The organism is Sinomonas sp. P47F7, assembly GCF_049332655.1.
Taxonomy (GTDB): Bacteria; Actinomycetota; Actinomycetes; order Actinomycetales; family Micrococcaceae; genus Sinomonas.
Genome location: NZ_CP186327.1, coordinates 120,335 through 146,526, shown reverse-complemented (window position 1 = coordinate 146,526; position 26,192 = coordinate 120,335). Strand labels below are relative to the sequence as shown.

28 protein-coding genes are annotated in these 26,192 nt (G+C 70.1%); 12 read left to right on the top strand and 16 right to left on the bottom strand.

Annotated features, from left to right (window positions below):
- Positions 1 to 6 precede the first annotated feature (6 nt).
- The 11 genes from ACOKR1_RS00735 to ACOKR1_RS00685 all read right to left on the bottom strand — a co-directional run bounded on the left by ACOKR1_RS00735 (position 7) and on the right by ACOKR1_RS00685 (position 10,000).
- A complete protein-coding gene (locus ACOKR1_RS00735) occupies positions 7 to 1,575 on the bottom strand; it encodes an NAD(P)/FAD-dependent oxidoreductase (protein WP_422934882.1) in 1,569 nt (522 codons plus the stop codon).
- Positions 1,572 to 1,922 carry a (2Fe-2S)-binding protein gene (locus ACOKR1_RS00730; RefSeq protein WP_422934881.1) on the bottom strand — a complete coding sequence of 117 codons (351 nt, stop codon included), beginning with the start codon at positions 1,920 to 1,922 and terminating at the stop codon, positions 1,572 to 1,574. Before ACOKR1_RS00730 ends, ACOKR1_RS00735 begins: the two co-directional genes overlap by 4 nt.
- On the bottom strand, positions 1,919 to 3,145 hold the full coding sequence (locus tag ACOKR1_RS00725; protein ID WP_422934880.1) for an NAD(P)/FAD-dependent oxidoreductase: 1,227 nt from the start codon (positions 3,143 to 3,145) through the stop codon (positions 1,919 to 1,921). The genes ACOKR1_RS00730 and ACOKR1_RS00725 overlap by 4 nt, the downstream gene beginning before the upstream one ends.
- Positions 3,142 to 3,840 (bottom strand): GntR family transcriptional regulator, encoded by a 699-nt coding sequence (locus ACOKR1_RS00720; protein WP_422934879.1) that lies wholly within the window; start codon positions 3,838 to 3,840, stop codon positions 3,142 to 3,144. Before ACOKR1_RS00720 ends, ACOKR1_RS00725 begins: the two co-directional genes overlap by 4 nt.
- A gap of 20 nt (positions 3,841 to 3,860) precedes the next feature.
- The gene (locus ACOKR1_RS00715) at positions 3,861 to 4,832 is read right to left on the bottom strand and encodes an ornithine cyclodeaminase family protein (RefSeq protein ID WP_422934878.1); all 972 of its coding nucleotides are present in this window, start codon (positions 4,830 to 4,832) and stop codon (positions 3,861 to 3,863) included.
- An 8-nt stretch (positions 4,833 to 4,840) separates the two neighbouring features.
- Complete coding sequence (locus ACOKR1_RS00710) at positions 4,841 to 5,842, bottom strand: proline racemase family protein (protein WP_422934877.1); 1,002 nt, start codon at positions 5,840 to 5,842, stop codon at positions 4,841 to 4,843.
- Between the two features lie 91 nt (positions 5,843 to 5,933).
- Positions 5,934 to 6,851, bottom strand: coding sequence for a dihydrodipicolinate synthase family protein (locus ACOKR1_RS00705; RefSeq protein ID WP_422934876.1), 918 nt, complete (start codon positions 6,849 to 6,851; stop codon positions 5,934 to 5,936).
- 136 nt (positions 6,852 to 6,987) lie between these two features.
- Positions 6,988 to 7,857, bottom strand: coding sequence for a substrate-binding periplasmic protein (locus ACOKR1_RS00700; RefSeq protein ID WP_422934875.1), 870 nt, complete (start codon positions 7,855 to 7,857; stop codon positions 6,988 to 6,990).
- Positions 7,858 to 7,912: 55 nt separating this feature from the next.
- Positions 7,913 to 8,566 carry an amino acid ABC transporter permease gene (locus tag ACOKR1_RS00695; protein WP_422934874.1) on the bottom strand — a complete coding sequence of 218 codons (654 nt, stop codon included), beginning with the start codon at positions 8,564 to 8,566 and terminating at the stop codon, positions 7,913 to 7,915.
- A complete protein-coding gene (locus ACOKR1_RS00690; protein WP_422934873.1) occupies positions 8,563 to 9,207 on the bottom strand; it encodes an amino acid ABC transporter permease in 645 nt (214 codons plus the stop codon). Before ACOKR1_RS00690 ends, ACOKR1_RS00695 begins: the two co-directional genes overlap by 4 nt.
- 1 nt (position 9,208) lies before the next feature.
- Positions 9,209 to 10,000: an amino acid ABC transporter ATP-binding protein gene (locus tag ACOKR1_RS00685; RefSeq protein ID WP_422934872.1), complete on the bottom strand. Its 792-nt coding sequence runs from the start codon at positions 9,998 to 10,000 to the stop codon at positions 9,209 to 9,211.
- A gap of 463 nt (positions 10,001 to 10,463) precedes the next feature.
- Here ACOKR1_RS00685 and ACOKR1_RS00680 point away from each other — a divergent pair, with 463 nt between their 5' ends.
- On the top strand, positions 10,464 to 11,699 hold the full coding sequence (locus ACOKR1_RS00680; protein WP_422934871.1) for an IS110 family transposase: 1,236 nt from the start codon (positions 10,464 to 10,466) through the stop codon (positions 11,697 to 11,699).
- Positions 11,700 to 11,719: 20 nt separating this feature from the next.
- Here ACOKR1_RS00680 and ACOKR1_RS00675 read toward each other — a convergent pair whose 3' ends face one another.
- Positions 11,720 to 12,637, bottom strand: coding sequence for a S1C family serine protease (locus ACOKR1_RS00675; RefSeq protein WP_415855440.1), 918 nt, complete (start codon positions 12,635 to 12,637; stop codon positions 11,720 to 11,722).
- Positions 12,638 to 12,775: 138 nt separating this feature from the next.
- On the opposite strand from ACOKR1_RS00675, the gene ACOKR1_RS00670 reads away from it, so the two are divergent.
- The 10 genes from ACOKR1_RS00670 to ACOKR1_RS00625 all read left to right on the top strand — a co-directional run bounded on the left by ACOKR1_RS00670 (position 12,776) and on the right by ACOKR1_RS00625 (position 21,585).
- The gene (locus tag ACOKR1_RS00670) at positions 12,776 to 12,925 is read left to right on the top strand and encodes a lmo0937 family membrane protein (RefSeq protein WP_415855441.1); all 150 of its coding nucleotides are present in this window, start codon (positions 12,776 to 12,778) and stop codon (positions 12,923 to 12,925) included.
- Positions 12,926 to 13,016: 91 nt separating this feature from the next.
- Positions 13,017 to 13,163 carry a DUF5670 family protein gene (locus ACOKR1_RS00665; RefSeq protein WP_422934870.1) on the top strand — a complete coding sequence of 49 codons (147 nt, stop codon included), beginning with the start codon at positions 13,017 to 13,019 and terminating at the stop codon, positions 13,161 to 13,163.
- Positions 13,164 to 13,294: 131 nt separating this feature from the next.
- On the top strand, positions 13,295 to 14,200 hold the full coding sequence (locus tag ACOKR1_RS00660; RefSeq protein ID WP_422934869.1) for a MurR/RpiR family transcriptional regulator: 906 nt from the start codon (positions 13,295 to 13,297) through the stop codon (positions 14,198 to 14,200).
- A 135-nt stretch (positions 14,201 to 14,335) separates the two neighbouring features.
- The gene (locus tag ACOKR1_RS00655; protein ID WP_422934868.1) at positions 14,336 to 15,532 is read left to right on the top strand and encodes an ABC transporter ATP-binding protein; all 1,197 of its coding nucleotides are present in this window, start codon (positions 14,336 to 14,338) and stop codon (positions 15,530 to 15,532) included.
- Positions 15,533 to 15,622: 90 nt separating this feature from the next.
- Complete coding sequence (locus tag ACOKR1_RS00650) at positions 15,623 to 16,984, top strand: extracellular solute-binding protein (protein ID WP_422934867.1); 1,362 nt, start codon at positions 15,623 to 15,625, stop codon at positions 16,982 to 16,984.
- 88 nt (positions 16,985 to 17,072) lie between these two features.
- Positions 17,073 to 17,837 (top strand): tyrosine-protein phosphatase, encoded by a 765-nt coding sequence (locus tag ACOKR1_RS00645; RefSeq protein WP_422934866.1) that lies wholly within the window; start codon positions 17,073 to 17,075, stop codon positions 17,835 to 17,837.
- A 19-nt stretch (positions 17,838 to 17,856) separates the two neighbouring features.
- The gene (locus ACOKR1_RS00640; protein WP_422934865.1) at positions 17,857 to 18,747 is read left to right on the top strand and encodes a phosphodiesterase; all 891 of its coding nucleotides are present in this window, start codon (positions 17,857 to 17,859) and stop codon (positions 18,745 to 18,747) included.
- 24 nt (positions 18,748 to 18,771) lie between these two features.
- Positions 18,772 to 19,752: a carbohydrate ABC transporter permease gene (locus ACOKR1_RS00635; protein WP_422934864.1), complete on the top strand. Its 981-nt coding sequence runs from the start codon at positions 18,772 to 18,774 to the stop codon at positions 19,750 to 19,752.
- A gap of 16 nt (positions 19,753 to 19,768) precedes the next feature.
- Complete coding sequence (locus tag ACOKR1_RS00630) at positions 19,769 to 20,701, top strand: carbohydrate ABC transporter permease (protein WP_422934863.1); 933 nt, start codon at positions 19,769 to 19,771, stop codon at positions 20,699 to 20,701.
- A gap of 29 nt (positions 20,702 to 20,730) precedes the next feature.
- A complete protein-coding gene (locus ACOKR1_RS00625) occupies positions 20,731 to 21,585 on the top strand; it encodes a metallophosphoesterase family protein (protein WP_422934862.1) in 855 nt (284 codons plus the stop codon).
- A 143-nt stretch (positions 21,586 to 21,728) separates the two neighbouring features.
- On the opposite strand, the gene ACOKR1_RS00620 is transcribed toward ACOKR1_RS00625, so the two are convergent.
- From ACOKR1_RS00620 to ACOKR1_RS00605, 4 genes are all read right to left on the bottom strand, one after another.
- On the bottom strand, positions 21,729 to 22,541 hold the full coding sequence (locus tag ACOKR1_RS00620; RefSeq protein ID WP_422934861.1) for an HAD family hydrolase: 813 nt from the start codon (positions 22,539 to 22,541) through the stop codon (positions 21,729 to 21,731).
- Positions 22,538 to 23,098: a YbhB/YbcL family Raf kinase inhibitor-like protein gene (locus ACOKR1_RS00615; RefSeq protein ID WP_422934860.1), complete on the bottom strand. Its 561-nt coding sequence runs from the start codon at positions 23,096 to 23,098 to the stop codon at positions 22,538 to 22,540. The genes ACOKR1_RS00620 and ACOKR1_RS00615 overlap by 4 nt, the downstream gene beginning before the upstream one ends.
- Before the next feature lie 67 nt (positions 23,099 to 23,165).
- Complete coding sequence (locus ACOKR1_RS00610) at positions 23,166 to 24,104, bottom strand: carbohydrate kinase family protein (RefSeq protein WP_422934859.1); 939 nt, start codon at positions 24,102 to 24,104, stop codon at positions 23,166 to 23,168.
- Positions 24,105 to 24,109: 5 nt separating this feature from the next.
- Positions 24,110 to 24,985 carry an alpha/beta hydrolase gene (locus ACOKR1_RS00605; protein ID WP_422934858.1) on the bottom strand — a complete coding sequence of 292 codons (876 nt, stop codon included), beginning with the start codon at positions 24,983 to 24,985 and terminating at the stop codon, positions 24,110 to 24,112.
- A gap of 95 nt (positions 24,986 to 25,080) precedes the next feature.
- On the opposite strand from ACOKR1_RS00605, the gene ACOKR1_RS00600 reads away from it, so the two are divergent.
- Entirely contained in the window at positions 25,081 to 26,184 is a 1,104-nt protein-coding gene (locus ACOKR1_RS00600) for a GTP pyrophosphokinase (protein WP_422934857.1), read from the top strand.
- Positions 26,185 to 26,192: the final 8 nt, after the last annotated feature.

Here is a 26,192-nt window from a genome sequence, read left to right as displayed (position 1 = left end):
CGGAGGTCAGCTGTCGGTGGGGTCGAGCGCAGCGAGTTCGCCGATGCTCACGGGCGCCGCGAGGGGCCGCTTCGCGGACGCGGCCAAGGACGCATGGGAAGGCTCCCCGCCACCGCCCGCCCCGAGGCACGACGCCGCGAAGCCGCACACGCGGCCCTGGCACCATCCCATCCCGGCGCGGGTAAATGACTTGAGAGAGCGCGCGTCGCCGGCCCCGAGCCCGTCCCGCGCCGAAGTGATCTGGGCGGCGCTCACCTCCTCGCAGCGGCACACGGTGGTCTCGGGCGTGAGCCACTCGTGCCACGCGGCGGGCACTGGGTGCGCGCGGTGCATCGCGTGGGCGAAACGGCGATGCCGCTCGGCGCGGGCGAGCTCCGCGGCGGGACGCGGCGAACCGTTCGCGGCGGCCGCCCCGGCGGCAAGGCCCTCGAGGACCGCGAGCGCGGCGCCGCCGACTCCCGTCACCTCCCCCGCAAGGAAGAGGCCCGGGACGCTCGACTCCTGGCGCGCGTCCACGACGCCGACGAGCGAGCCGTCCGCGTCCACCCGTGTCTCCGCGCCGAGGGAGACCGGCAGCTCGAGCTGGGGAGTGAAGCCCCAGCCGAAGCCCACGACGTCCACGTCTGCGTACGTGCGCTCCGTCCCGGGCCGGACGCGGCCGTCCGCGTCGACCCGGGCCGCGCGGACGCCCGCGGCGCGCGTCTCCCCGAGGATCTCCGTGACGACGGTTCGCGTCCGGTACGGGATGCGGTGCCGCGCGAACACCGCCGCGTACTCGGCACCCTCGCGGGCCTTCTCGGGGACGCCCGCCGCGGCGCGCACGTGCGGGAGCCAGGCGAGCGGTGACGAGGACTCGAGCACCGCGACGACCTCTCCCCCGGCCTCGGCGATGTTCGCGGCGACGGGCAGGAGGAACGGCCCCGTACCGGCGACGACGAATCGCCGGCCGGGCAGCACGCCGTTGGCCTTGACGAACGCCTGGATCCCGCCCGCGGCCATGACCCCGGGGAGGTCCCAGCCGGGAACGGGGAGCTGACGGTCGTAGCCGCCCGGGCACAGCACGAGCCGGGCCGCGGCGACAGCCGAGCCCGAGGGTGGCCCGCCGACCGGACCAGCCCCGCCGTCTGGTTGCGCCGTCGCGTCCGCAGGGTGGGCACCCTGCGGACGTGACGGCGCAACGGGGGGTGCGCCCGAGGCGGGGGGTGCCCCCGAGGCGAGGGGTGCCCCCGAGGCGAGGGGTGCGACCGTGGGCGCGGTGCGGAGGGTGAAGCCCCGTTCGTCCTTCTGCGCCATCCAGACCTGGCGGCCGGGCAAGTAGGTGATGCGGCCGCGGCCGCGAGCCGCGTCGAAGCGGGCGCGCAAATCGAGGTAGACGTCCCAGTCGTGGTGTCCGCGACCGTCGGGCGAGGGGACCGCCGTCTCGGGGCGGTGGCGCCAGTACTGGCCGCCCGGCTGCGTCGCGGCGTCGACGACGGCGACGCTCGCCCCCGCCTCGGCGGCCGCGACCGCGGCGGCGAGGCCCGCGGGACCGGCGCCGACGACGGCGACGTCCGCCCGGGTGACGCCGGCGCTCACGCTGCGCCTCCCCCGGCCGTGCCGGCACCCTCGGCTGTGCTGGCACCCTCGGCGAGAGCGGGGGAGCCTTCGACGCGCATCCCTTCGCGCACCTCGACGAGGCACGCGCGCTGGTTCGCCGCGCCGTCGACCGTCACAAGGCAGTCGAAGCACACGCCGATCCCGCAGAAGAGCCCGCGGGGACGCTCGGCCTTGCGGGTCGTGCGCCACGCGGGGATGCCGGCGGCCATGAGCGCGGCACCGAGCGTCTGGCCGGCGCCAGCCTCGAGGGGGTCGCCGTTGAAGCTGAATGCGACGGCGGGTACGCCCGAAGCGGGTGCGCCCGAAGCCCTTGGGGTCGTCCTCATGCCGTGGCCTCCTCGCGACGGTTTCCGGGAGCGCCGGCCGCGCCGAAGCGGGCTGTGCCGAAGCGGGCTGTGCCGAAGCGGGCCGGGGCGAAGGGTGAGAGATCGAGATCGGGCGTGTGGCCCGCGAGGCCCTGGGCCAGGAGCTTGCCCGTGCCGACGGACAGGCCGATGCCCGCGCCCTCGTGGCCGGCCGCGTGCCAGAGGCCGGGGGCGCGCTCGTCGTGCCCGATGACCGGGAGGTGGTCCGGACAATACGGCCGGAAGCCGTGGTAGTGGCGAATCGCCGCGACGTGCTCGAGGAACGGGAAGAGCCCGATCGCGTTGCGGGCCAGGAGCCGGAGCGCGTCGACGCTCACGGTGCGGTCGAAGCCCACACGCTCGCGCGTCGAGCCGATGAGAATCGTGCCGCTCGGCGTGCCCTCGACCACCGGGGAAGCCTGCAGCCCGGCGTCGGAACTGCCCACGTTGTCGATGTACTCGGCCGCGTAGACCTTGTGGTGCACCATCGGCGGGAGCGGTTCGGTCACCATGACCAAGCCGCGGCGCGGCATCACGGGAACGTCCACGCCCGCGAGCGAGGCGAGCTCACCCGCCCACGTGCCGGTGCAGTTGACGACCGCCTCCGCGGCGAAGTCGCCCCGCGAGGTCCGCACGCCGGTGACGCGCTCACCTGAGCGGAGGAACCCCGTGACGCGGGTCTCCGCGTGGAACGTGGCCCCCGCGGCGACGGCGAGCCGGACGAGCTGGGCCGCGACGAGCATCGGCTGGACCTGGCAGTCCTCGGGATAGTAGGCGCCGCCGAGCGCGTCCGGGGAGATGCTCGGCTCGGCGTCGCGCAGGGCACGGGGGTCCAGCTCCTCGACGGCCACGCCGAAGCCTTTCTGGACCGCCATGACGCGCTGGAGGGACTCGAGGCTGCTCTCGCGCGACGCGACGATGATCCCGCCCTTGGACTCGAACTCCCACAGCTCCTTGTGCTCGGCGAGGTCGCCGTGCCACACGCCGAGCGAGTAGCGCGTGAGCTCGAGCTCGGGGCCGAGCTCCTTGTCCGAGACGAGGATGTTGCCCTCGCACGCGGACGAGGTCCCGCTCGCCGGGAGCCCCTGGTCCACGACGATGACGCTGAGGCCCTGCCGGGCCGCGAAGTAGGCGGTGGCCGCACCGATGACGCCGGCCCCGATCACGACGACGTCGCTGGCCAGCCCAGCTCGGGTCGCCGTCATGCGCCCTCCTCGGGTGGTGACTCCTGCTCGCCGGTGGCCCAGAGCCCGCGCGCGTGGCCGATGTGGCGACGCATGAGCGCAAGGGCGGCGCCGCCGTCGCCCGCCTCGATGAGGTCGAGGAGCTCGTGGTGCTCTTGGGCCGAATCGGCGAGCCGATTCGATTCGCTGAGGGACCGCAGGCCGTACATGCGCGTGCGCAGGCGGAGGCTCGTGGCCAGCTCGACGAGCTGGCCGTTGCCGCCGTAGCGCAGCAGCTCGGCGTGGAAGTCCCGGTCGGCGGCGAGGTACGCCGCGAGGTCTCCGAGCCGCGCGGCGGTGACGATCGCGTCGGCGAGGCGCCGCAGGGCCGCGATCCCGGCCGGCGGGACGGTCCCGGCGATGTCCGCCACGACGGGCGGCTCGAGGAGCAGCCGGATCGCGGCGATCTCGTCGAGCTCGCGGTCGCTCATCCGCGTGACGCGGAAACCCTTGTTCTTCACGGTCTCGACGAGCCCCTCCCGGGCTAGGTCCATCATGGCCTCGCGCACGGGCGTCGCCGAGACGCCGAACGCGGCGCCGAGCGCCGGCGCGGAGTAGAGCGTCCCCTCCTCGAGCGCGCCGGCGATGATCGCCGCACGCAGGGATTCGGTGACGGACTCGCGCAGGCTCCGCTGCGGGCCGAGCGGGGCGAGGGGCAGGTTGCTGGTCGAAGACACGGAGACTCCTTGGGCGGACGTCATTCTCTCGTGCCCCCTTCATACACCAAGGCCGCGGTCACGAGGTCCTCCCAGGCCATGCCCACGCCCGCGTAGAGGCACGGGCGGCCGGGGGTACGCACGAGCTTGCCCTGCACGAGCTCGCGCAGGTTGACCGGACGAAGGGCGTCCCATTCCTCGACGCTTCGGGCCGGGATGAGATCGCCGGCCTCGCGGAGCGCGGAGGCCCGGCCCTCAACCACGACGTCGCTACGCCGGACGAGGGTCGCGTCCACCTCCCGCGCGTCGAGCCCGTGCTGGCCGACGGCGGCGACCACGGCGCCCGGCGCGACGAGTGCGCCGTCGAACAGGGGCGTGGCGGACGACGTCGTGCACAGGACGACGTCGGCGGTCGGCACCTCGGCGACGCTCGCCTCCCGGACGTCGATCCCCTCGGCGGCGAGCGTCGCGACGAGCTCACGGACGCGCTCGGGACGGCGGCCGACGACGGCGAGGCTCGCCCCGCGCACAAGGGCGTGCGCCGCGCGGAGGTGGTTCAGTGCCTGGATCCCCGCACCGAAGGCGAGCACGCGGGGGTTCTCGGGGGCGCCTTCGGGGGCGGCGCCGAGGATCCTCGTGACGGCGAGGAGCGTCGTCGCCGGGGTGCGGATTGCCGTGAGCTCGGTGCCGTCCATGACGGCGAGGGGAGCGAGGGTGTCCGAGTCGACGAGGACGTAGACGCCTTGGATCTTCTCGAGGCCCCGCGCCGGGTTGCCTGGCGCGACGGTGAGGGCCTTGACCCCGCTGTAGGCCGGGCCGGATGCGGGCATGAGCAGGAACTCGCCGCCCGGCGCGGGGCTGAAGAGGCGCGGGCCGTCCTCCTCGGGGTCCACGCCATTCAGGAGGGCGCGCTCGAGGGCCGCGACGGCGTCCGCCCATGGCGTCGCCGCGCGCACGGCCGCGGCGTCGAAGTACGGGAGGCTCCCGGTCCTCAGGTTCGAGCTCGCGCTCACCCCCAGGCTCACAGGAGGAACCCCTGCGGGAACGGGTCGGTGGGGTCGAGGAAGTACTGCGCCGTGCCCGTGACCCACGCCCGGCCCGTGACGGTCGGGATCACGGCGGGCCGCCCCGCCACCTCCGTCTCCCCCACGAGGCGGCCGATGAATCTCGACCCGATGTAGGACTCGTTCACGAAGTCCGCGCCCAGGGCGAGCTCGCCGCGCGCGTGGAGCTGGGCCATCCGGGCGCTCGTGCCGGTGCCGCACGGGGACCGGTCGAACCAGCCGGGGTAGATGGCCATTGCATGCCGCGAGTGTTCCGCGTTCGAACCCGGAGCCTTGAGGTACACGTGATGGCAGCCGCGGATGTCCGCGCGCTCGGGGTGCACGGGCTCGTCGGCCTCGTTGATCGCGTCCATGATCGCGAGGCCGGCCTTGAGGAGATCGTCCTTGCGCGAGCGCTCGAACGGGAGTCCGAGGGAGTCGAGGTCCACGATCGCGTAGAAGTTGCCGCCGAACGCAAGGTCGTACGCGACGGTCCCGAAGCCGGGGACCTCTATCGAGGCGTCGAGCCGATCCGAGAACGAGGGCACGTTCGTGATCGTGACGGATTCCGCGTGCCCGTCGCGCACGGCCACCTCGGCGACGACAAGACCCGCCGGGGTGTCGAGGCGCACGGTCGTAACCGGCTCGACGACGTCGACCATGCCCGTCTCGACGAGCACGGTCGCCACCCCGATCGTGCCGTGGCCGCACATGGGCAGGAGGCCCGAGACCTCGATGTACAGCACGCCGAAGTCCGCGTCCGGCCGCGTGGACGGCTGGAGGATCGCTCCGCTCATCGACGCGTGGCCGCGGGGTTCGAACATGAGGAGGGTGCGGATCCAGTCGCTGTGCTCCATGAACCACAGGCGGCGCTCGGCCATGCTCGAGCCCGGGATCGTCCCGATGCCGCCCGTGATGACCCGCGTCGGCATCCCCTCGGTGTGGGAGTCGACGGCGTGGAAGATGCGGTTCGTTCTCATGCTTCGCTCCTGGGTCGGGAGGATCGAGTGCTCCACAACTGTCGTTTTGGACGCTCATAACGACAGTTATGGAGCAATCGATGACGTGTGGTTACTTATAGCCCTTCGCGAGGGCGGCCTCCGTGGCCCTGACGACGGCGTCGCGGGCCTCGGGCGCGAGCGGCCCACGGGGTGGGCGGCACGCGCCGCCCCTGAGGCCCACGACGTCCATCGAGAGCTTGATCGCCTGGACGAACTCCGTCTTGGAGTCCCAGCGCAGGAGCGAGTGCAGATCGCGGTAGATTTCGCGGGCGCGCTCGAGGTCCGCCACGTTGCCCGACGTCGAGAGGCGGTACAGCTCCACCGTCGACTCGGGAAGCGCGTTCGGGTAGCCGGCCACCCAGCCGACGGCCCCGGCCAGGCCCATCTCGACGACCGTGTCGTCCGTACCGATGAGCAGGTCCACTTCCGGCGCGAGCTCCTTGATCTCGTAGGCCCGGCGGACGTCGCCGCTGAACTCCTTGACGCCCACGATCAGGCCCTCGGAGTGCAGCCGCGCGATGAGGCGCGGCGTGAGGTCCACCTTGGTGTCGATGGGGTTGTTGTAGGCGACGATCGGAAGGCCCACTGTCGCCGCCCTGCGGTAGTGGTCCACGACCTCTTCCTCGTTCGCGCGGTACGCGTTGGGCGGGAGGAGCATGAGCGCGTGGGCACCGGCCTCGGCGGCCTGCTCGGCCCAGCGCTGCGTCTGGAGGCCCCCGTAGGCGCCCACGCCGGCCATGACGGTGAAGCCCTCGGGGGCGGCCTCGACCGCCGTCGTGATGACCCGGGCGCGCTCCTCGTCGCTGAGCGTCTGGTACTCGCCCAGGGAGCCGTTGGGTGCCACGCCGTCGCACCCCGCCCCCGCGAGGAAGCGGACGTGTTCGGCGTAGGCGTCGAAGTCGACGCTGTGATCGTCTGTGCCATTGCCCCCAAAGGGCAATGCGGTCGCGACGAGGACGCCGTGCCAGGGCTTGCGGTTTGCGGTCATAGTCAGGTCCTTTCGGGGAGGCGAGGGCGGCGTGCGCGGACACCGCCCTCTGTGATGCGCCTCACGGCAATCTTACCATGTGACATTGCACAGATTGGGAGGGTGACGCCGGGGCTCGGCGCCCCGGCGTCGAGGGTCAGCTTGCGGGGACGACGTACTGCTTGGCCGCCACCTTGCCGAGGCCCGCTGCGAGGCCCGCGTCGGTGAGCAGCTTCGTGATGGTGCCGTCCGCGCGCTGGGCGGCAATGCCGTCGTCGAGCGCCTGCTTGAGGCTCTTGTTGCCCTTCGTGAGCGGGAACGCGGCCTCGGGAGCCTGAGTGATGGCGCCTACGCGGGGGTCCGGCTTGTCGTTCGCGAGCGAGACGGTGACGCCCTGGGCGCCCTTGAACTGGAGCACCTGGACGCCGTAGGCGTCCACGTCCGCCTGGATGCGCCCGGCGTCGAAGTCCGCCTTGAGCTCGACGCTGCTCGGGTAGGTGACGAGCTTGTCGCCGAGGATCTTCTTGAGGTCTTCGACCCAGAGGTAGCCGTCGATCGTGCCGACCTTGCCGATCTTCTCGAGGTCGGAGACGGTCGCCGCGCCCGACTTCGACGCGATGCCCATGCCGTCCAGGTACGTCGAGGCGGAGAAGTCCACGGCCTTGAGGCGCTTCTCCGTCGCGTCGATCGTGCCGAGCGCGAGGTCGATGTTGCCGCCCGAGATCGACTGGACCGCGTCCGCGTAGGTGGCCTGCTGGTAGACGGGCGCGAGGCATTCGTCCTTGGCGATCTTGTTCGCGATCGCGAGGTCGATGCCGGCCGGCTTGCCGCTGTTGTAGCTGCTGAACGGCGGAATGTCGATCACGCCGATGGTGAGCTTGCCGGGCGCCACGGTCTGAACCCCTTGATGCTTCGGGGTGCAGTCGGATTGGGCGGCGGTCGACGAGCCTCCGCAGGCCGTGAGGCTCAGCCCGGCGGCGAGGACGACGGCGGCCAGCGCGCCGGAGCGCTTGGTGAGGGGTTTCATGGGTTCCTCTCGGTGGTGGGGTGGGGTGGGATGAAGGTCGGGCGGGTGGGCGGGTTCAGGCGTGGCGCGCCAAGCGCCTCTCGAAGAACACTGTGATCCACGTCGCCGGCATCGAGATGACGGCGTAGCAGACGCCCGCGAGCACGAAGATCTCGAGGTAGTTGAAGTCCTCGCTGCCGATGTTGTACGCGGACTTCATGAGCTCGGGGACGGCGATCGCATAGGCGAGCGACGTTCCCTGGAACATCTGGATCGCCACGCCCATGAGGCCGGGGATCGCGGAGCGCATCCCCTGCGGCATGATGATCCGGAAGAAGGTGTCGCGCTGCGAGAGGCCGAGGGCGTTCGACGCCTCGCGCTGCCCACGGGCCACGGACTGGAGCCCGGCCCGCATGATCTCGCTCGAGTACGCGGCGGCGTTCCAGATGAGGGCGAGGCACGCGGCCGTGATGCTGTCGAACGCGATCCCGAACTTCGGCAGCCCGTAGTAGAAGAGGTAGAGGATGACGAGGGCGGGTGCGCCTCGCCCGACCTCGACGACCGCGAGGGCGATCGTGCGGAGGATCAGGTTCTTCTGCGAGACCATGACGCTGAGCACGAGGCCCAAGGGGTAGCCGACCACGATCGACACGGCCGCGATCATGAGGCTCACGCTGAGCCCGGACATCATCTGCGGGAGGTAGCCCGCCCAGTCTGCAAGCCAGCTCATACGTGAATCGCCTTCCTCATGCGCGAGTCGAGGGTCCGGGAGAGGTAGGCCACGGGGAGGCTCAGGACGATGTACAGGAGGCCGACGATGATGTACGGCAGGATCCCCTCGACCGTGGGGTGCTGCCGAGCGAAGGACTGGGCCTGGAACACCATCTCCGCGACGATGATCGTCGAGGCGATGGAGGAGTCCTTGAGCAGGCCGACCAGGTATGTCGCGATCGAGGGCGAGACGATCCGGAAGGCCTGCGGGACCACGACGCCGAAGAACGTGCTGGCGCGCGGCACCCCGAGGGCGTGGGCGGCCTCGAGCTGGCCCTTCGGCACCGCCTGGAGGCCACCGCGGTAGATCTCCGCGAGGTAGGCGATGGACACGACGCCGAGACCCACCATCGCGGCGCTCACCGGGTTGAACTTGAACGTCCCCACCTGGATGCCGAACTTGAGCAGGAAGAGCCACACGATGATCGGGACGCCGCGGACCAAGTCGACGAACAGCCGGCACGCGAGCTGGACCGGGAGCACGGGCGAGGCAAGCCCGAGTGCGAGCGGCACGGCCCCGAGGATCCCGATGGCGAACGCCCCGAGCGTCAGCCCGAGGGTGAGGGGCAGCCCGTTGAGGACGGCGGAGAAGGGATCCATCTCAGCGCTCCAGGACCGCGCGCAGGAAGCGACGCGTCCGGGCTTCCTGCGGGTCGCTCATGATGGCCCTGGGATCGCCCTGCTCGATGATCTTGCAGTCCGCCATGACGACGAGCGTGTCGGAGACGTCGCGGGCGAACTGCATCTCGTGCGTCACCACGACCATCGTCATGCCATCCGCGGCGAGCTCCCGCATGACCGAGAGGACCTCGAGGCCCACCTCGGGGTCGAGGGCCGAGGTCGGTTCGTCGAACAGCATGATGCTCGGATCCAGGGCCAGGGCCCGCGCGATCGCGATGCGCTGCTGCTGACCGCCCGAGCAGCGGCCCGGGTGCTGGCCCGCCTTCTCCTTGAGGCCCACTCGCTCGAGGAGCTGCATCGAGCGTTCGTCGGCCTCCTCCCTGGTGCGGCCGAGCACGCGCTGCTGCGGGAAGCTGATGTTCCTCAGCGCCGTCATGTGTGGGAACAGGTTGAACGACTGGAACACCATCCCCACGGTGCTGCGGAGCGCGGCGAGGTCGCGGGCGTTCACGGTCTTGCCCGGCTCAATGGTGTGCCCCGCCACGCGGATGGTTCCGGCGTCAGGGCGTTCGAGCAGGTTGATGCAGCGCAGGAACGTGCTCTTGCCTGCGCCGGAGGGACCAATGAGCGCCGTGACGGTTCCCGACTCAACGTTGAGCGAGACGTCGTCGAGCACCACATGGTCCCCGTAGCGCTTCGAGATGTTGTCGAGCTTGATGCCGAGGCGGGGAACGAGCTTCGAGTCTGCTGGGGGTGAAAGAGTCATGGCCATCTTCCCTGGATGAATCACGAGGAACGGTGGTTCCGAGCGAACGCCGTGTGTTCGGCGTCACTAATATGTGCAATGGTACATGTCACATATTCATAGTCAATGGCATGGAGGAAACAAGTTGATTGCCGCGATCTCACGGCGGTGTCGGAGCTCGGCGCGCATGCCCCCGGCCGCGCGCCGCACTCTTGTCGGCGCCGGCCTTAGCGATTCAGGGGCGCTGCCGCGCTATGGGGGTCGGGAGTAGCGTGTGGTCGCCTCTTGTCGGCTTACGTCCTCGGGGCGGATCCTCGTGAGGTCGGCCGCGCGACGCCGGTCGGACTATGGTGCGTGCGAGCCTGTACCTTAGCCTGGCGCGGAAGGACTTCCACGGGAACCGTGGATTGTTGCCCCGAGCAGGAGTGTTAGATTCCTTACCTTCATCCCTGTCCTTCCCGCGGCCGACCTGATGAGGGAGGAGCAGGCGATGGACGTGGTGCACGAGCGTGCGGCGGGGATGGACATCTCCAAACGCGACGCGAAGGTCGCCGTCCGGGTCCCGGGCAAGCGCGCAGGCACGTTCACGACGGACGTGACGACGTGGGGCTCCACCGTGGGGCAGATCCTGGAGCTGATCGAGTTCCTCGAGGCCCAGCAGGTCACCACGGTGGTGATGGAGGCGACAAGCGACTACTGGAAGCCGTTCTGCTTCCTGATGGAGGACCGCCTTCCGGTGATGCTGGTCAACGCGAAGCAGGCCAGGAACATCCCGGGGCGAAAAACCGACGTGTCGGACTCGGCGTGGCTGGCTCAGCTGGCCGCGCACGGGCTGCTGCGGCCCTCGTTCGTCCCGCCCGAGCCCATCCGGCAGCTGCGCGACCTCACCCGCGCCAGGGCGGTGGCGGTGCGGGACCGGACCCGGCAGGTCCAGCGGCTGGAGAAGTTCCTCGAGTCCTCCGGGATCAAGCTCTCCGCGGTCGCCTCCGAGCTGACCGGGGCCTCGTCCCGGGCGATCCTGGACGCGCTGGTCGCAGGAGAGCGGGATCCGCAGCAGCTGGCGCAGCTGGCCAGAGGGACGCTGCGGAACAAGATCCCGCAGCTGGTCGAGGCGCTGCAGGGCAGGTTCACCGACCACCACGCGTTCATGGTCACGGAGTACCTGACCCAGATCGACACGGCAACCGGGATGATCGACCGGCTCACAGCACGGATCGAGGACGCGATCGCCCCCTTTCGCCTCGCCCGCCAGGCGCTGACGACGATCCCCGGCATCTCGACCGCCGTCGCGGAGGTGATCATCGCCGAGACCGGAGCGGACATGGCCGTGTTCGAAACCCCGGGGCATCTGGCGTCCTGGGCCGGGGTGTGCCCCGGCTCGAACGAGTCGGCCGGGCGGGTCAAGTCGTCGCACACCCGCCCCGGGGACAAGTACCTCAAAGCCGCGCTCGGAGTCGCCGCGATGTCGGTCTCGCGCGCCCAGGGGACCTACCTCGCCGCCAAGTACCGACGCATCGCCGCCCGGCGTGGCCCCGTCTTGGCCGTCGTAGCAATCGAGCACGCCATCCTGACCGCGGCCTGGCACATGCTTCGAAACGGCGAGGTCTACACCGACCCCGGCGCCGACTACTACACCCGGCTCAACCCACAGAAAGCCACCAACAGGGCCATCCGCCAGCTCCAGAACCTCGGCCACAACGTCACCATCACTCCAGCGGCCGCCTGAACCCGCCACCTACTCCCGTATTAGTCCGCGAGCTCGGCCGGCCGGGCGACGACGTCGACCATCGCATCGCCGCGCAGCACGGTGATCTCGGTCCTCCGGCCGATCGCGTCCTCGAACATGTGCTTCTGCAGCGATTGGGCGTCGGCGAGCGGGGCGCCGTTGATGGCGAGGAGGAGATCGCCCGGCCGGATGCCGCTCTCCGAGGCGGGGCTCCCCGCGACGACCTCGGCGACGCGGAGGGCGCGCCGCCGTCCGGTGCGCACGGCCCACCGCTCGTCGAGCGGCGTCGGCACACTCACGAGGCCGAGGTAGGCCCGCCGCACGCGGCCGTCCTCACGCAGCGAATGCAGGATCCGCCGCGTCGTCGCATTGATAGGCACCGCGAGCCCGAGGCCCACGCCGGCCACGGCGGTGTTGATGCCCACCACCCGTCCGCGAGAGTCGGCGAGCGCGCCGCCGGAGTTCCCCGGGTTGAGCGCGGCGTCGGTCTGGATGACGTCCTCAATGAGTCGCGTCGCGGTGCGGCCGCGGGCCGGCATCGACCGACCGAGCGCGCTCACCACCCCAGCCGTCACGCTGCCCTCGAGCCCGAGCGGGCTCCCGACCGCGACTACGAGGGAGCCGACGAGCAGGCGGTCGGCGTTCCCGAACTCGGGCGGCTCGGGCACCGGGAGCCCGGTCCGCAGAACCGCAAGGTCGGAGAGCGGATCCCGCCCGATCACGCTGAAGGGCCCGCTCATTCCGTCGGCGAACATCACCTCGCCGCGAGCCACTCGCCCCACGACGTGCGCGTTGGTCACCAGGTGCCCCTCCTGGCTCAGCACGACGGCGGAGCCCGAGCCGCGCTCGGTCCTCACCGAGGCGACGCGCGGGGTCAGATGCCGCGCGACCGTCGTCACAATCTCCGAGTAGGCGTCGAGCGCCTCGTCCTCACTCACACGAAGAAAACGTGGCTCGAGGAGCGCAGGATTCCCGATATCGCCCGAGGCGTAACGGCCGTCGATTCCGAGGCGTTTGAACTATCTGGGGTCGGGTAACCCTTCCACATCTGTTCGTAAAGACGTTAGGAGACCATCGTGCTGCTATGGATCGCGGTCATTCTTTTTGTTCTGTGGCTGCTGGGATTCATTGCTCTCCCGAGCCTCGGCGGAATCGTCCACATCCTCATCGTGCTGGCGGTGATCGCCCTCATAGTCCACCTTGTCCGAGGGCGGCGAGCAGTCTAGGCCTACCGGGGCCCCGCCTCATCAGACCATGGCGCCTCGGGACGTCAATGCTCAGAATAGTTCTCGAGTAGTTCCCTCAGAGGAGGTTGCCATGCTGTTGCTCTGGGCCTCGGTGATCCTTTTCGTGCTCTGGATTCTGGGCGTGATCGTGGATGTCGGCGGAGGCGTTCACCTCTTGCTCTTCATCGCGATCATCACGTTTATCGTGTTCCTCGTGGGGCGCCGCCGTCCCGCCTGAATCCCGGGGCCGAAACCGCCCTTTTTCAAGCCACTGCTGGGTGGCGCGCGCAGGCAGATCCTGCGCGCGCCACCCCAGCCCCGTGAGATAAAAGTGAACATCTGTTTCACTTCGTCTGCTATGACGGGACAATGACCCAGCAACGCGCCGAACCCCCGGTCGGGGGAACCCGGGCCTACCTCCAGTCGCTGCTCCCCTCACTCGTGCCGAGCGAGCGGCGGGTCGTGCAACTCTGCGTGACCGATCCGGAGGACGTCGCGCAGATGTCCGTCTCGGAGCTCGCCCTGCGCACGGAGACGTCCCCGGCGACCGTGGTCCGCGCGTGCAAGCGGCTCGGCTTCGACGGCTTCCAGCACCTCCGCCAGTACCTCCTCCGCGATCTCGGCGCCGCCGAATGGGGCACCGCGAACGGTCACGGGGATCACAGCGGCGAGCCCGGTTCCATCGAATACGTGGTGAGCGGCATCTTCGGCCGGGCGGCGAACGAGATCCGCAGCGCTCTCGGAGCGCTCGACTACGCCGAGTTCGAGGCCGCCGCCAACGCGATCCGCTCCTGCCGCCGCCTTTTCGTCGTCGGCAATGGCGCGTCCCTGCCGCCCGCCCAGTCGATCGCGCTCCGCTTCCTCACGAGCGGGCGTGTCTGCGAGGCGCCGGCGGACATCATCTCCCAGCAGATCGCCGCGAAGCTCCTCACGTCTGAGGACGTGTGCCTGGCCGTGAGCGACAGCGGCATGAACAGCTTCACGCTGCGGTCGGCGCGGCTCGCGGCAGAACAGGGCGCCACCGTCATCGGGATCACGAGCTACGCCAAGTCGGCCCTCGCCGAGGTGTCGACGCATTCGCTCGTCGCCGGGGCCGAGTTCCATTCCTGGAACGATGAGACGGTCATCGGGAACATCGTGCAGATGCTCCTCCTCTCCGCCCTTCACCTCGTGTCGACGAGCAACTCCCCCGAGGCGGCCGCGGCGCACGCCGAGGTGTTCCGCGAGGTCCTCACGATGGTCGAGGACGAGGACGAGCAGTCCACTCGGGAGTAGCGCACGAAGTTCGCCGCGCCCCCACCAACGCTTATCGTGAGCGTCGCCCTCAGTTAACCAGGCGACCCCACCCTTCGAGGTAGAGAGTTTCCTATCGGCAAGAAGTTAGGAAACACAATTTCCTTGGAGGTGCCGATGGGCCGGCTCGCGCTCAACCAGCTCTCACGGTCGTTCAAAGACGTGAAGGCCGTGGACAACATTTCCCTCGTCGTCGACGACGGCGACTTCCTGGTTCTCCTCGGCCCGAGCGGCTGCGGCAAGACCACTCTCCTGCGCATGATCGCCGGCCTCCTCGACCCGACCGCGGGGACCCTCGAGCTTGACGGCCGCGACATCACGGACCAGCCATCGCGGCGTCGCGACCTCGCGATGGTGTTTCAGAGCTACGCGCTCTACCCGCACCTGAGCGTCGCGAAGAACCTCGCGTTCCCGCTCACCGTCCGGGGCGGGGCCCGCGCCGACGGCTCGGCCGGCAAGGCGACCAAGGCGGAGATCAGCCGCCGCGTGGCCGAGGTCGCGGACCTCGTGGACATCGGCCACCTGCTCGACCGCAAGCCCAAGGAGCTCTCGGGCGGCCAGCGCCAGCGCGTGGCCGTGGCCCGCGCCCTCGTGCGCGAGCCCAAGGCGTTCCTCATGGACGAGCCGCTCTCGAACCTCGACGCGAAGCTCCGCACCGCGACGCGCCAGGAGCTCGCCGCGCTGCACCGCCGGCTCGGCGCGACGTTCATCTACGTCACGCACGATCAGGTCGAGGCCATGACCATGGCGACCAAGATCGCGCTCCTCAACGGCGGCCGCCTCGAGCAGGTGGGCACCCCAGACGAGCTCTACGACAAGCCGGCCTCCGTCTTCGCGGCCGGGTTCATGGGCTCCCCCGCGACCAATCTCGTCGACGCGCAGCTCTCGACCGCCAACGGCAAGATCACCGTCATGGCCCCGGATGTCGAGGCTGTGCTCTGGGAGGGCGAGACGCCCGAGCGCGAGATCGTGCTCGGCATCCGCCCCGAGCACCTCACGCTCAACGCGGCGGGCTCCGCGGCGGCGGCCCCGAGCGCGGGCGCTGCCCTGCGCGGAACCGTCGAGCTCGCCGAGAACCTCGGGCGCGAGCAACTCGTGCACTGCCAGGTGAGCGGCCGTCGCATCACTGTGACGTGCCCGCGCGAGGAACGCTGGGAGGGGGGCGCCGCCGTCGTCCTCAGCGCCCGCGCCGAGCACCTCCACCTCTTCGACCGCGAAAGCGGTCGTCGCCTCGAGTGGCAGAGCGAGCCTTCCGCGAACGACGGCGCCGCCGCGCCTACCGCACGCCGGCGCGCCGAGGCGCTCCCCGCCTAGGACCCCGCAACACCGCGCCAGAGACCCCGCAACACCATCCCCCACCCACCCCCCTTCCACCCACCCCCCACCCACCCTTAAGGACCCAGCATGTTCGCACACCGTGCCCGTGCCCTTGCGCTCACCGCTGTGGCTGCGGTCGCAGCGCTCGGCCTTTCAGCCTGCGGCGCCGCATCGACGGGCTCGACGGCCTCGGCCGTGATCCCCGAGCTCAAGCCCGACCAGAAGGTCGAGATCACCTTCGAGAGCTACAACCTCGCCCAGGCCGGCACCTGGACCGACACGATCATGGGCCTCGTCAACGACTTCCAGAAGGCCCACCCGAACATCACCGTCCACGCCCAGCCGCCGCAGGGTGGCGGAGCGACCGGCTCGAACACCGTGAGCAGCGTCCAGACGCAGCTGCTCGCCGGGCACGCCCCGGACGTCGCTCAGCTCACGTTCGACACGCTCGACTTCTCCGCGACCCAGCTTGGCGCCCAGCCCATCAGTGACCTCGTGGGCCAGGATGCGATCGACAAGGCGCTCGGCGGCGAGCACCCGTTCCACCCGAACGCGAAGCACCTCGCCGACTGGAACGGCAAGACCTACGGCATCCCGTACGTCTTCTCGACCCCGGTCCTCTTCTACAACGCCACGAAGCTGGCCGACGCTGGCATCACGAACCCTGACTTCTCGACGTGGGACAAGGTCGAAAAGGCCGCGGAGGCCGTCACGGCCAAGACCGGCAAGCCCTCGCTCGACATCTCGTGCACGAGCATCGGCGGCAACTGGTGCATGCAGGGCCTCTTCAAGTCGAACGGCGCCCAGGTCCTCTCCGACGACCGCAAGTCGATCCAGTTCGGCTCCGACGCCGCGATTGACACCGTCACGAAGCTCTCGGGGCTGACCAAGGACGGCGTCCTGCGCAATGCCGACTCGAGCGCGCAGATGGAGGGTCTCGCCAAGGGCGACACCGCCTTCCTCCTCACCACCTCCGCGCTCCAGGGCATGCTCATGCAGGCGTCGGCAAAGGGTGGCTGGCAGCTCAAGAACGCCGCGATGCCGCAGTTCGGCACCAAGCAGGCTGTCCCGACGAACTCGGGCTCGGCGCTCTTCATCCTCTCGCAGGACCCCGCAAAGCAGCGCGCCGGCTGGGAGCTCATCAAGTGGATGACGAGTGACAAGGCCTACACCGAAATCTCGAGCAAGATCGGCTACCTTCCGCTACGCCCGGGCCTCACGCAGCAGGGCGGCGCGCTCTATGACTGGGCCCAGAAGAACCCGCTCCTCGCGCCGAACCTCGCCCAGCTCGACCGTCTGCAGCCATGGGTTTCCTACCCGGGCAACAGCTACGTCCAGGTCGACGACATCCTCGGCAAGGCCGTTGAGGCGGTCGTCTACTACGGCAAGGACCCGAAGTCGACGATGCAGGACGCCGCCAAGCGCGCCCAGGACCTCATCGCCCACTGATCCCAGGTTGCGCCGTCACCTCCGCGGGGTCCACACCCTGCGGACGTGACGGCGCAACGAAAGTCCCCTCACCGATCAAGGACCCCTCATGGCCACCGCGCCCCTCACCACCACGACGCCCGCCGCGAACCCCGCGCTCCCGGTGGACGGCACGTACAACTTCCGCACCACGGGCGGCTACGCCGCTGGCGAGCGCACTGTCCGCGACGGCAAGCTGTTCCGTTCGGACGCGCTCCACCAGCTCACGGACGGCGGCCGGGCCAGCATGGCCGAGCTCGGCATCGCGACCGTGATCGACCTTCGCGACCCGAGCGAGCTCGCCTCGTCCCCGAGCGCCGTGGACGGCCTCGGGCTCACGGTCGAGCACCACCCGATCTTCTCGGCGGGGAACGTCCCGAACAGCGAGGCCCTCACGAGCCTCGCGGCCGTGTACCGGACCATCGTGGAGAAGTATGCCGACCGCCTCGCCGGGGCCGTGCGCCTCATCGCCGATTCGGGCGAGCACGCCGTGCTGGTCCACTGCACGGCCGGGAAGGACCGCACGGGCCTCGTCATCGCCACGGCGCTCCTGGCCGTCGGCGTGGACCGCGAGCAGGTCCTCGCGGACTACGCGACGAGCGGCCCGAACCTCAGCGGCCCGTGGGCCGAGGCCATGCTCGCGAACGTCGAGCGATACGTCCCCGGCCCCGTCACGGAGTCCACGCGGGATCTCATCGTCGCGAGCCCGGCCCCCGTGCTCGCCGAGGCGCTCGACCTCATGGATGCCACCTACGGGAGCGCGGCCGGCCTTCTCGCCGCGCACGGCTTCGGCGACGAGGACCTCGCCCGGCTCCGCACGGTCCTCACCCACTGAAAATCGAAGGAGAAATTTCATGAACAGTGCCCAGTACCCCACCCCCGAGCACTTCATCCTCCACATCAGCGACACCCACTTCGTGGCTGACAACGAGCTCCTCTACGGCGCGGTCGACAGCGACGAGAACCTCCGCCAGCTGTTCAAGGACTTCGCGAAGGCCAAGGCCCGCCCCGAGGCGATCGTCTTCACGGGCGACCTCGCCGACACGGGCCGCGAGGACGCGTACGCGCGCCTCAAGGCGCTCGTCGAGCCGGCCGCCGCGGAGATCGGCGCGAAGGTCATCTGGGTCATGGGCAACCACGACACCCGCACCCCGTTCCGCCGGATCCTCCTCGACTCCGACGCGGGCGAGGAGTCGGTGGACATGGTCCACGACGTCAACGGCCTCCGCATCATCGCGCTCGACTCGACGGTTCCCGGCCACCACTACGGCGAGATCAGCGACGAGCAGCTCGCGTGGCTCGAGGACGTCCTCGCGACGCCGGCCCCGCACGGGACGCTCATCGCCCTCCACCACCCCCCGGTGCCCTCGACGCACAGCATGATCGAGATGTTCGAGCTGCGCGACCAGGCGCGTTTCGAGGAGGCGATCCGTGGCACGGACGTGCGCGGAATCCTCGGCGGCCACTTCCACTTCTCGACGTTCAGCACGTTCGCGGACGTCCCGGTCTCGGTCGCCTCGGCGACATGCTACACGCAGGACCTCAACGTCGAGCCCGGCAGCATGCGGGGCCAGAACGGCGCCCAGGCGTTCAACCTTGTGCACCTCTACAACGACCGCGTGCTCAACACGGTCGTGCCGATCGGCGAGTTCGCGACCGTCTACTCGGTCACGGCGGAGCAGATGCAGGCGTTCACCCAGCTCAGCCTCGAAGAGGTCACAGCGCAGATGACTGCTTCCCACTGAGCGAATCAGGCTAGGAATCCCGTCATGTTCACTGAAGTTCCCGGGCCGGCGGCTGCGCTTTCTCTCAGCGCCGCCGGCCCGGCCGGGCGCGGCTCCTCCGAGCCCGCGGCCGGCCGCCGTCGTCGTCCGGGCCGCGCGTGGGTGCCGTACCTCTACGTCCTGCCCGCCGTCATCCTCCTGCTCGTGTGGACCTATTGGCCGCTCGCGCAGACGGCCGGGCTCTCGTTCCAGGACTGGAACCTCATCCCGACCAAGCCCAAGGTGTTCGTGGGTGTCGCGAAATACGCGAAGGTCCTGAGCCTGCCCGAGCTCCACCAGGCGCTCCTCAACACGGTCGTCTACATCCTGGCCTTCCTGGGCATCTCGGTCGCCCTCCCGGTCGTGTTCGCACTCGTGTCCCGGAGTGTCCAGGGCAAGGCACGGACGTTCTACCAGGCCCTCATCTTCGTCCCGTTCCTCGTGACCCCCGTCGCGACGAGCGCCGTGTGGCGGTGGCTCTTCGCGCCGGAGTCCGGAACGATCCCCAGAATCGCCGCGACCTTCGGGATGCCGATGGACAACATCTTCCGCAACCCCGACGCCTCGTTGACGGCGGTCGTCGTGATCGTCGGCTGGCAGATGCTCGGCTTCGGCGTGCTCGTTGTCTCGGCGGGCCTCGCGGGCATCAGCCCGGACTACGCCGCGGCAGCCTCGCTGGATGGCGCCAACCAGCGCCAGATCACGTGGCGGATCATCCTCCCGCTGCTCTCGCCGTCGCTCGTGTTCCTCGCGCTCATGACCATCCTGCTCTCGGCGCAGTGGACGTACCCGATCATCGACCTCGTGACCCAGGGCGGGCCCGGCAACTCGTCGACGAACATCTACTACCTGCTCTATCAATTCGGCTTCCGCAACTTCGACGCGGGCCTCTCCTCGGCCGCGGGCATGCTCTTCTTCGTCGGCTTCGGCCTCGTGGCACTCGTGTTCGTCGAGCTCTCCGAGAAGCTCAGCTTCCACGACAACTGATCAGAAGGACCCCACCGTGGCTTTCGTGCTCACCACTCCGCCCGTCCTGACTCCTTCGGCGCAGCCCGGCCCCGGCACCGCTCGCGAGACGACGGACGACGGCGCCGCCTCCTCCCAGCGTGGGCTCGCCGCCCGCGCGCGCCGCAAGGCCCTCGCGAGCCTGCCCGCACACGTCCTCCTCGCGGTCCTCGCGATCGTGTCGATCTACCCGATCTACTGGATGTTCGTCACGGCGTTCCGGCCCGCCGACTCGGCCCTGTCGACCAATCCCCTGCCTGGTCCGTTCAGCCTCGAGAACTTCGTCACGGTGTGGAACCTCATTCCGATCGGGAAGATGCTTGCGACGACGTTCGAGATGGCCCTCCTGCTCGCCGCGTGCCAGCTCTTCGTGGCGATCCTCGCCTCGTACGGTTTCGCGCGCTGGAGCTTCCGCGGCAAGAAGGTGCTGTACCTCCTGTTCGTGGGCTCGTGGCTCGTGCCCTTCCAGGTGACGATGATCCCGAACTACCTGCTCGTCTCGCAGCTGGGCCTGCTGAACACCATGTTCGGCGTCGTGCTCCCGCAGCTGTGCTCGGCGTTCGCGGTGATGATGCTGCGCCAGCACCTTGAGTCGTTCCCCAAGGAGCTCCTCGACGCGGCGCAGATGGACGGCCGCTCGTCCTGGCAGACGCTGTGGCAGGTCGTGGTGCCGAACCTGCGCCCGGCCCTCGCGGCGCTCGCGATCATGCTGTTCATCAGCGCGTGGAACGAGTACCTCTGGCCGACGCTCATCATGCAGAAGTCGCAGGACCTCATCCAGGTCGGCATCCGGGCGTTCCTCGGGGCCGAGGGCAACAACTGGGGAGCGATCATGGCGGCGAGCGCGATCGCGTGCCTCCCGATCTTCCTCATCTACATCTTCCTCCAGCGCTACGTGGTCGACGCCTTCGTGCGCTCGGGGCTCAAGTAGCCACCCCATCCCCACACAAGGAGAATGCCGTGAACACCCTCAAGATCGTGCAGATTTCCGACACCCACCTCGGCGCCAGCGTTGACTGGACGACCGAGGCCGCGCGCAAGGTCATCGACTACATCGACACGGTGCTGCGCCCGGACTTCGTGGTCCACACGGGCGACGTCCAGGTGATCGATCCCGACAGCGCCGCGGACCGCAACCACGGGTACGGCCTGCTCTCCGGCCTGCGCACCCCGTACCGCGTGCTCCCCGGCAACCACGACATCGGCGAGCCCGCCGAGCACGCGTGGCAGGGCCAGGTGGTCACGTCGGAGCGCGTCGAGGCGTTCACGGACGTGTTCGGCCCCGCGCAGTGGCGCGTGGACGTCGGCGAGGTCACGCTCCTGGGCCTCAACAGCGAGCTGTTCGGCTCGGGGATCGACGAGGAGGCGCAGCAGTGGGAGTGGATCGAGGAGACCGTGGCCGGCATCGGCTCGGAGCGCCCCGTCCTGCTCTTCCAGCACAAGCCGATCTGGACGGTCGTCGAGAACAGCGACCACAACCTCGACATCCGCGAATCCGGCGCGCTCCTCCTCGAGCACCTCGAGCGCGTGAACCTCAAGTCCGTGGGCACCGGCCACCTCCACTGCTTCCGCACGAAGCAGCGCGGCGGGGCGCTTGAGGTCTGGGCCCCGAGCACGGCGTTCATGGCCGGCGCGGGCGACCTCGGTCTCGGCGACCCCGTGACTCAGCAGCTCGGCATCGTCGAGTACACGATCGAGGGCGGCAACGTCACGGCGGAGCTCCTCCGGGTCCCCGGCGTCGACGACGCCCTCATGACCGAGCTCGAGGACGTCAAGGCGTCGGTGGAGGCCGTTCTCGCCGCCTCGGCCCAGTAGGTCCCACCGGATTCCGACCGGGACTGCACCAGCTTCGGCGGCGTGTCTTCGCGACGCGCCGCCGATTCGTGCATTCCGGCGGTCAATCCCGGTCGGAATCCCGAGACCCGGCCGCCCCACCGGCCACGCTCACCCTGCCCGGGCTACCCAGCCCGGCGCACCTCGGCGAGCTTTCGCTCGAGAACCTGGGCGACGCCGTCGTCCTCGATCCCCGGGGCGTGCAGCGTCGTCGCGGCGAGAGCGCGCGGATGGCCCGACTGCATCGCGTAGCCCTCGCCCGCCCAGGTGAGCATTTCGACGTCGTTCGGCATGTCCCCGAATGCGACCACGTCCTGCGGCGGAATGCCGAGCGCGTGGGCGTACTCGGCCAGCGTGACGGCCTTGTTGACGCCGAGGGGACCCATCTCGAGCATCGTGACGTCGAGCGCCGAGTGCGTGACGGACACGAGGTGCGAGACGTGCGGCGCGACAGCGTGGAAGTAGTCCTCGGCGGAGTGGCCCTCGATTTTGGCCATGAACTTCACGACGTCGTCGGCCGCAACGAGGTCCTCGATCTCGCCCTGCCGCACGTGCTCGAGCTCGTGCTCGCGGCGGGCCTCGACGAAACCGGGTTCCATGAAGAATTCCGCGGGCGTCTCCGCCGCGAAGACCGACTCCGGGTATAGGCCACGCACCGTGTCGAGGACCTCGAGCACCGTGGCCCGCGCAATGGCCCGCGACGAGACGACGGCCATCGTCGCGAGGTCGAACACGAGGGCACCGTTCGAACAGATGACCGTCCCGGTGTGCTCGAGCTGCTCGCTCAGCGGCGTGAGCCAGCGCGCGGGGCGGCCCGTCACGAACACGACCGCGACCCCCGCCGCCTCGCACGCCTCGAAGGCGCGGACCGTGCGCTCGGAGATGAGGCCCTCGAGGCTCAGGATCGTGCCGTCGATGTCGCTCGCGACGAGCCTCACGGGATCTCGAAGTAGCCGGTGAGCTGCGCCCGGCCGAGGGTGTGGAAGAACAGGTTGAAGCCGAGCAGCGCGGGCGAGGCGTCGGGGCCGATGTCGAGGCGCTCGACGTCGACGGCGTGCACCGTGACGATGTACCGGTGCGGGCCATGCCCCTGCGGCGGCGCGGCGCCCACGAAGCCCGCGTACCCGGCGTCGTTCTTGAGCTCGAAGGCCCCCTCGGGCAGGCTCGCGTCCGAGTCCGCCGGTCCCATGCCGTCGGCGCTCCCGCCCGCGCCCTCGGGCAGCTCGTCCACGGTCGCGGGCAGGTTCGCAACGGCCCAGTGCCAGAAGCCGCTGCCGGTCGGGGCGTCCGGGTCGAGGACCGTCACGCAGTAGCTCTTCGTGCCCTCGGGCGCCCCGGACCACGCGAGCTGCGGCGAGAGGTCCTTGCCGCCGGGAACCTGGAAGAAGGCGCTCGCCTGGTTCGCGCTCAGTGTCTCGCCGTCGGCGATGTCCGCGGACGTGACCGTGAACGGCTCAACCTCGGGGAGGTCGCTGTAGGGGTTGTGCTTGGCCATGGGGTCTCCTGCGGGTGGGAGGGCGGGGCTGGCGGGGAGGGCGCGCGCAGCAGCTGCAGCGGCTTGGTCAGAGCGGTAGGTTTTCCCTCAACTCGGCGCGGGTGGGCGGGTTGGCGCCCGGCCGGGAGACGGTCACGGCGGCCGCGCGCGCCGCGAAGTCGAGGATGCGGCGCAGCTCGTCGACGTCGAGGCGGCGCAGCTCGCCGCGGCGCTGTGCGCCGTCGAGCTCGCGGTCCACGACGCCGCTCAGGAGGGCGGACATGAACGAATCGCCCGCGCCCACGGTGTCCGCGACCCGCACCTTCACGGCGGGGACGTGGGTCTCGCCGTCCGCGCACACGCCCCACGGGCCCTCGGCGCCGCGCGTCACGACGACGATCGCGGGCCCCTCCGGCGCACCGAGGCCCTTCCAGCGGCGCGCGGACTCGAGCGGGTCCACACCCGGATACAGCCACGCGAGGTCCTCGTCCGAGGCCTTGACCACGTCCGCGAGCGCCACGAAGCGCTCCACGAGGGGGCGCACGGCCTCGCGATCGGTCGTGATGGTGGGGCGGCAGTTGGGATCGAAGCCGATGGTCGCGCGCGGGCGGGCGCGTTCGACGGCGGAGAGCACCTGGGCGGCACCCGGCTCGAGGACAGTCGCGATCGAGCCCGTGTGCAGGAGCGTCGTGGCGCCGAGGAGCGTCGAGAACCGCTCACGGAGGTCGGGGAGGTGCCAGTCGAGATCGAACGTGTACGTCGCCGCGCCCTTGTGGTCGAGCTCGGCGATCGCGACGGAGGTCGGCGTGCCGTCCGGCGGGAGGGGCACGAGCACGCCGGACGCCTTGAGGTGCTCGGTCAGGAGGCGCCCGTTGGCGTCGTCGCCGTAGCGGCCCACGAACTGGACCGGGTGGTCGAGGCGCGCGAGGCCGATCGCGACGTTGAGGGGGCTGCCGCCCGGATGCGATTCCGTGCCGTTCGGCTTGTGGACGACGTCGATGAGGCCCTCGCCGATGACAGTCAGCATGGGCCCTACGGTAGCAGTCCGGCGACGAGCGCGCGGCACGTTTCGTAGGCCTCCTCGCCGGGCGTAATAAGGGCGAAATGGTCGCCCGTGGTCTCGTGCAATTCCGCGGGATCCCCGGCCTCCCGGGCGGCCGCGACGTAGGCCTCCGAGAGCGCGAAGGGCGCATCCTTGTCGGCGCGCGAGTGGACCGCGCGGACCGGGACGCCGATGGGCAGGCGCCGCATCGGATCCGCGAGCGCGTACTCCGTGGGGTGCTCGACCTCGGGGCCGCCCATGAGGTTCGCGACGGCGTCGTTGCTGAGGCGCAGGCGGTGGGCGGCGGCGAGGTCCAGGATCCCGGCCTGACTGACGACGCCGGCGAGCGGCACCGTGGGCGGCTCGCCTCCCGTGCGGGCCGCGTAGGCGGCGCGGCCAGCGGCCCAGACGGCGAGGTGGCCGCCGGCCGAGTGGCCCAACGCGACCACTTGGCGTGGATCCACGCCGCGGTCCGCGAGGTGCGCTAGGTGATCGATGCCCATGGCGACGTCGCGGAACGTGGCCGGCCAGCCGCCGTCGCCCGTTCTTCCCGCCCCGCCACCCGAACCCACCCCGCCGCCCGAACCCGCCCCGCCACCCGAACCGGGCCCGCCGCGCGAACCGGGCCCGCCGCCCGAGGAACCCGCCCGGCGGTACTCCAAGTTCCACGCCGCGAGGCCGTGCTCGGCGAGGTCCACGGACTCGGGGACGCCCAGCTCGGCGGTGTAGGCGTCGCGCCAATAGCCGCCGTGGATCACGACGACCGTCCCCCGGGGCGGCGCAGCGGGCCCGGCGCCGTCGGGGAGGAACAGCTCGCCCCACTGGTCGGGATGCGGTCCGTAAGGAATGCGTTCGCGCGAGACCACGAGCCCACCTTACGTTGCGCCGTCACCTCCGCACGGTGCGACCCGAAGGCGAAAGGGAGGCCTCCCGTGTCGGTGCCGGTTGCTACCGTGATTGCATGGCCAGCAACTACGACCGGCTGGATGCCGGGCAGCGCGCGCTCATCGACGCGTCCGTCGAGACGTACGCCCGCGTGCGCCCCGCGCTCAAGAACGTCACGAACGGTGTCCTGTGGACCTTCCGCGAGATCTTCGAGGACACCGAAGAGATCGAGCCCCTGTTCATCACGGCCCGCACCAAGACCGTCGAATCGTTCCGCGAGAAGATCTCGCGCCTCGATCCTCCCGCCGAGCCGGGCGGCGAGCCGACCCTCAAGTTCCCCGACCCGTTCCGGACGCTCAATGACATGGTCGGCGTGCGCGTCATCACGAAGCTCCCGGGGGACAACGCGGTCGCCGCGAACCTCATCAAGCGCCAGCGGGACATCTTCGACTGCCGCGGCGACCGAGAGAAGGCCATCGGCTCAATCGAGTCGGGCACGTACGGCTATTCGAGCCGCCACCTCATCCTGCGCACGCTGCAGAACGAGGCCGTCAAGGAGTACCAGGCGATCTTCAACCCGGAACTCCCGGCGAACGGCAGCTACTTCTTCGAGTGCCAGATCCGCACGATCTTCGCCCACGCCTGGAGCGAGATCGAGCACGATATCCGCTTCAAGAGCCAGGACCCGCGCGCCTGGAGCCCGCAGTTCGACCGCCAGTTCACGGCGACGGCGGCCATGCTCGAGGTCGTCGAGAAGGAGTTCGCCGACCTGCACGAACGGTACGAGAAGGTGCGCAGTTTCTGGGACCAGGACGGCGAGGGCTCGCAGCCGCTCAACCCGGACCGTATCCGGGACGTGTGGCAGACCCTGCTCCCCCACGTGGACCGCAAGGTCGACGACGACTGGGGTTGGGCGGCCGAGCTCGTCGCCGCGCACGGGCTCACCGAGACATGGCAGCTCGTCGAGCTGCTCGACGCCGAGCGGATCACCGACGTGCGCAAGGCGCTCGACCACCGCTACTCGCCCGGCCCGGATCGGCTCCTCGACGACCTCCTGCTGTGGCGGTTTGGCCGCGAGCACATCGAACTCACCGCAGAACCGGCCGACGCCGCACCCCACCCGCGGCGCGACAGCCTCCAGCGGCGGCTCCGGCAGATCGAGCGCTTCCGGCTCGCCTGAGCGCGGGG

Bases quoted from the DNA above. Each gene is read 5' to 3' on its own strand.
- ACOKR1_RS00655 (WP_422934868.1), top strand. From the start codon at position 14,336: ATGGGCCGGCTCGCGCTCAACCAGCTCTCACGGTCGTTCAAAGACGTG.
- ACOKR1_RS00680 (WP_422934871.1), top strand. From the start codon at position 10,464: ATGGACGTGGTGCACGAGCGTGCGGCGGGGATGGACATCTCCAAACGC.
- ACOKR1_RS00645 (WP_422934866.1), top strand. From the start codon at position 17,073: ATGGCCACCGCGCCCCTCACCACCACGACGCCCGCCGCGAACCCCGCG.
- ACOKR1_RS00640 (WP_422934865.1), top strand. From the start codon at position 17,857: ATGAACAGTGCCCAGTACCCCACCCCCGAGCACTTCATCCTCCACATC.
- ACOKR1_RS00665 (WP_422934870.1), top strand. From the start codon at position 13,017: ATGCTGTTGCTCTGGGCCTCGGTGATCCTTTTCGTGCTCTGGATTCTG.
- ACOKR1_RS00725 (WP_422934880.1), bottom strand. From the start codon at position 3,145: ATGACGGCGACCCGAGCTGGGCTGGCCAGCGACGTCGTCGTGATCGGG.
- ACOKR1_RS00685 (WP_422934872.1), bottom strand. From the start codon at position 10,000: ATGGCCATGACTCTTTCACCCCCAGCAGACTCGAAGCTCGTTCCCCGC.
- ACOKR1_RS00695 (WP_422934874.1), bottom strand. From the start codon at position 8,566: ATGAGCTGGCTTGCAGACTGGGCGGGCTACCTCCCGCAGATGATGTCC.
- ACOKR1_RS00730 (WP_422934881.1), bottom strand. From the start codon at position 1,922: ATGAGGACGACCCCAAGGGCTTCGGGCGCACCCGCTTCGGGCGTACCC.
- ACOKR1_RS00650 (WP_422934867.1), top strand. From the start codon at position 15,623: ATGTTCGCACACCGTGCCCGTGCCCTTGCGCTCACCGCTGTGGCTGCG.
- ACOKR1_RS00700 (WP_422934875.1), bottom strand. From the start codon at position 7,857: ATGAAACCCCTCACCAAGCGCTCCGGCGCGCTGGCCGCCGTCGTCCTC.
- ACOKR1_RS00635 (WP_422934864.1), top strand. From the start codon at position 18,772: ATGTTCACTGAAGTTCCCGGGCCGGCGGCTGCGCTTTCTCTCAGCGCC.
- ACOKR1_RS00610 (WP_422934859.1), bottom strand. From the start codon at position 24,104: ATGCTGACTGTCATCGGCGAGGGCCTCATCGACGTCGTCCACAAGCCG.
- ACOKR1_RS00660 (WP_422934869.1), top strand. From the start codon at position 13,295: ATGACCCAGCAACGCGCCGAACCCCCGGTCGGGGGAACCCGGGCCTAC.
- ACOKR1_RS00600 (WP_422934857.1), top strand. From the start codon at position 25,081: ATGGCCAGCAACTACGACCGGCTGGATGCCGGGCAGCGCGCGCTCATC.
- ACOKR1_RS00710 (WP_422934877.1), bottom strand. From the start codon at position 5,842: ATGAGAACGAACCGCATCTTCCACGCCGTCGACTCCCACACCGAGGGG.
- ACOKR1_RS00615 (WP_422934860.1), bottom strand. From the start codon at position 23,098: ATGGCCAAGCACAACCCCTACAGCGACCTCCCCGAGGTTGAGCCGTTC.
- ACOKR1_RS00690 (WP_422934873.1), bottom strand. From the start codon at position 9,207: ATGGATCCCTTCTCCGCCGTCCTCAACGGGCTGCCCCTCACCCTCGGG.
- ACOKR1_RS00705 (WP_422934876.1), bottom strand. From the start codon at position 6,851: ATGACCGCAAACCGCAAGCCCTGGCACGGCGTCCTCGTCGCGACCGCA.